This window comes from Idiomarina sp. UBA4206 (assembly GCF_002383015.1).
Lineage (GTDB): Bacteria > Pseudomonadota > Gammaproteobacteria > Enterobacterales > Alteromonadaceae > Idiomarina > Idiomarina abyssalis.
Genome location: NZ_DFTS01000055.1, coordinates 26,113 through 29,562, shown reverse-complemented (window position 1 = coordinate 29,562; position 3,450 = coordinate 26,113). Strand labels below are relative to the sequence as shown.

Below are 3,450 nucleotides of genomic sequence, written 5' to 3'. Positions count from 1 at the left end.
CACATAAGAGAATTTCAGGCCAGCAGAACGTCCGCGCACTTTATCGAATAAGCGGAAGCTGCCGCCGTATAAGTCGTCCATAGCAACGATGTGATCGCCGCTGTCTAATAACTCCAGAATGGTCGAGGTTGCCGCCATACCCGAGGCAAAAGCCAAACCTTGCTTACCGCCCTCTAAAGAAGCAACAGAACGCTCCCAGGCAAAACGCGTTGGGTTATGTGAACGCGAATATTCAAAACCTTTGTGCTGACCCGGGCTTTCCTGTGCGTAGGTTGAGCTGGTGAAAATTGGCGGCATAACCGCGCCTGTTACCGGCTCAGGAGACTGCCCGCCATGAATGGCGCGCGTCGCGAATTTCATTGTTTTTTCATTTGCCATGATTCAGGTTCCTTAATTTACAACAAGGGTTACAGCAAGTTTTGAGAACGCATCCAGTCGTCGTTGAACAGCTTGGACAGATAACGATTACCTGTATCACAAGCTAAAGTCACAACGCGCTTTGGTTCGGTTTGTTGTTGGCAATAGCGCAGCGCCGCGGCAATTAAATAGCCACTGGATGAACCGACCATCACACCTTCTTTTTCCAGTACCTTACGCGCGGTTTGCATACCTTCTTTATCAGAGATAGCAAACGCCGTATTAGCCAATTTCAGATCACAAATAGTTGGGATAAAGTCTTCCCCAATACCTTCGGCAAGCCAGCTACCCGCTTCCACTTCTTCGTTACGGTTAACCAAAGGCTCTAAAATTGAGCCTGCCGGGTCTGCAAGCACCAGGTCCACTCCGCTGTTTTGCTCGCGTAAATAACGCCCAACACCGGTCAAGGTACCACCTGAACCAACACCACAGACAAACGCATCCAGTTTACCGTCCATTTGTTTCCAGATTTCCGGGCCGGTCGTTTTGTAATGTGCATCGACATTTGCCGGGTTTTCAAATTGGTTTACATAGTAGTAACCGTTTTCTTCAGCCATACGTGCTGCCATGTCCTGATAATACTCAGGGTGGCCTTTTTGCACATCTGAGCGAGTCTGTACCACTTCAGCACCCATAGCGCGCAGATTGTTCACTTTTTCCTGGCTCATTTTGTCCGGCATAACAATTTTCAACGGATAGCCTTTGCCAGCCGCCACTAACGCCAAACCCAACCCCGTATTACCAGCCGTTGCTTCAATAATGGTGTCGCCCGGCTTCAGCTTGCCTTGCTTTTCTGCTTGCTCAACCATCTCTACCGCAATACGGTCTTTAATGGAGCCGCCAGGATTCTGCAGCTCGAGTTTCAAATACAGCTCACACGGGCCGGTATCCATATTGGTGACTTTCACCATTGGCGTGTTACCGACCATTTCTATTACATTATTAAAAACTTTCATATGGGCTCGCTTTGTTGTCGAGTGTCTGGTTCAATATCGGGTCATTATCCCTTGACTGAGCTCGCTAAACAACCTTGCGCTTAGAACCGGATGATAGTTGTTATAACTAACCCCAAAATGAGGCTGTTATGCTGGATTTACGCAGTGATACCGTAACCCTTCCAAGCACCGCAATGCGCGCCGCAATTGCCGATGCCAAAGTCGGTGATGATGTTTATGGTGAAGACCCGTCAATTAACGCACTGGAAAAGCGAGTAGCAGAGTTGCTGGGTAAAGAAGACGCTTTGCTATGCAGCTCAGGTACCCAAAGTAACTTACTGGGGTTAATGAGCCACTGCCGTAATGGCGAAGAGTACATTGTGGGTCAGGAATATCACACTTACCGGTACGAAGCTGGCGGTGCTGCAGTTTTAGGCAGCATAGTGCCACAAACCATTGAGGTAGAAGCCGACGGAACCTTGTCACTCGACACCATTAAACAACGGATAAAACCTAACGATCCGCACTTTCCTATTACCCGGTTGCTGGCTTTTGAAAATACCCACGGCGGGCAACTGATTGACCAGGCTTATTTTGATAAAGCCCGAATTCTGGCGGACCAGAATGGTTTGTCGATGCATTTAGACGGCGCGCGTTTACCAAATGCTGCCATTGCCAGCGGCCGCAGTATGGCGGAACTGGCTTCACCGTTCGACAGCGTGTCTCTGTGCTGTTCAAAAGGGTTAGGCGCACCTATCGGTTCGTTGCTGGCCGGTTCAAAAGAACTGATTGCCCGCGCACGTCGTTGGCGCAAAATGGTCGGTGGCGGTATGCGCCAGGCAGGGTTTGTTGCCGTAGCCATTGATTACGCATTAACGCATCAGTTTGAGCGCATTCAGGACGACCACGACAATGCAGAGTGGCTGTTCGAGCAGCTTTCTGAGTTGCTGGCAAACACCGAGGCTAAAGTTCGCTATTCCGGCACCAACATGACCTTTGTTGAGCTACCCGACAGTTTGCCAGCAGACAGCTTACGGGAGCTTATGGCAGAGCATGATATTAAATTACCCGGCGGACAAAAACTGCGCCTTGTCTGCCATTTGGATGTTAGCCGTAAACAGCTTGAGCACTTTGTTGAACTGTTTAAGCGGTGGCTGAACGACGGGCGCTGAGGTTGCCTACGGCGCTACAGACTCTGCACTTGGTCTATGAGCCGGTCGAGTGCTCGGTAGTTGAGGGCTTCGGCCAGATGTTGCTGTTCTATGACTTCGCTGTCGGCTAAGTCAGCGATGGTTCGGGCTAAACGAAGGGTTCGGTGATAGGCCCGATGGGACAACTTCATTTTTTCTGAGGCTGTTGCTAAAAACGCTTCCGTTTTCTCTGACAGCTCACATATTTGCTTCAACGCTTTGGGTTTTATCTCGCTGTTCAGGCAGCCCTGTCGCCTAATTTGGCGCAGCCGGGCTTTTTCGACTAAGTTTTTTGCTTGTGATGTGGTCATGGGTTGGTTGTTCTGCTTAGTAGCGCCGTTTAAACTCATAGACTCTGTTTCTCGGGGCACCATCACCTGGATATCGATGCGATCAAGCAACGGTCCGGACAGCTTGCTTAAGTATTTTAAGATTTGGTCCGGGGTGGAACGACAATTAGCCAGTGAGCCATCAAACTGACCACAAGGCGATGGGTTCAATGCGCAGACCAGCTGAAAATTAGCCGGGAATTTGACGTTGTAGCCCGCTCGACTAATCGTTATTTCACCACTTTCGAGTGGCTCTCGTAAGCAATCCAGTACATGCCGGCTGAACTCAGAAAATTCATCAAGAAAAAGCAAAGCATTATTTGCTAATGATATCTCTCCGGGGCGAACAGAATTACCTGTTCCCCCACCGACCAATGCCGCCGAAGTGCAGGTATGGTGTGGGCTCCGCAGCTCTCGTCGGGTCAAAGATTCCGCATGATGATAGTCAAAAGACACTGACTTAACCGCTGCAATTTCCATAGCTTCCTGCTCGGTCAGTGGCGGTAATATGCCATTAAGCCTCTGCGCCAACATGGTTTTGCCCGTGCCTGGCGGGCCGACGAACAACAAGTGATGCCT

The 3,450-nt window shown here is 49.9% G+C and carries 4 protein-coding genes; 1 reads left to right on the top strand and 3 read right to left on the bottom strand.

Annotation, left to right across the window (positions count from 1 at the left end):
• On the bottom strand, positions 1 to 378 hold a 378-nt coding region (locus tag B3180_RS11335), incomplete at its 3' end, for a PLP-dependent transferase (RefSeq protein ID WP_286844594.1).
• A 29-nt stretch (positions 379 to 407) separates the two neighbouring features.
• A complete protein-coding gene (locus B3180_RS11330; protein ID WP_054490910.1) occupies positions 408 to 1,373 on the bottom strand; it encodes a PLP-dependent cysteine synthase family protein in 966 nt (321 codons plus the stop codon).
• A gap of 128 nt (positions 1,374 to 1,501) precedes the next feature.
• On the opposite strand from B3180_RS11330, the gene ltaE reads away from it, so the two are divergent.
• Positions 1,502 to 2,524: a low-specificity L-threonine aldolase gene (ltaE, locus tag B3180_RS11325; protein WP_271332136.1), complete on the top strand. Its 1,023-nt coding sequence runs from the start codon at positions 1,502 to 1,504 to the stop codon at positions 2,522 to 2,524.
• 14 nt (positions 2,525 to 2,538) lie between these two features.
• Here ltaE and B3180_RS11320 read toward each other — a convergent pair.
• The coding region (locus B3180_RS11320; protein ID WP_286844590.1) for a YifB family Mg chelatase-like AAA ATPase at positions 2,539 to 3,450 on the bottom strand (912 nt) is incomplete at its 5' end.

Excerpts from the sequence above, each read along its gene's own strand:
- ltaE (WP_271332136.1), top strand. The coding sequence starts at position 1,502 with ATGCTGGATTTACGCAGTGATACCGTAACCCTTCCAAGCACCGCAATG.
- B3180_RS11330 (WP_054490910.1), bottom strand. The coding sequence starts at position 1,373 with ATGAAAGTTTTTAATAATGTAATAGAAATGGTCGGTAACACGCCAATG.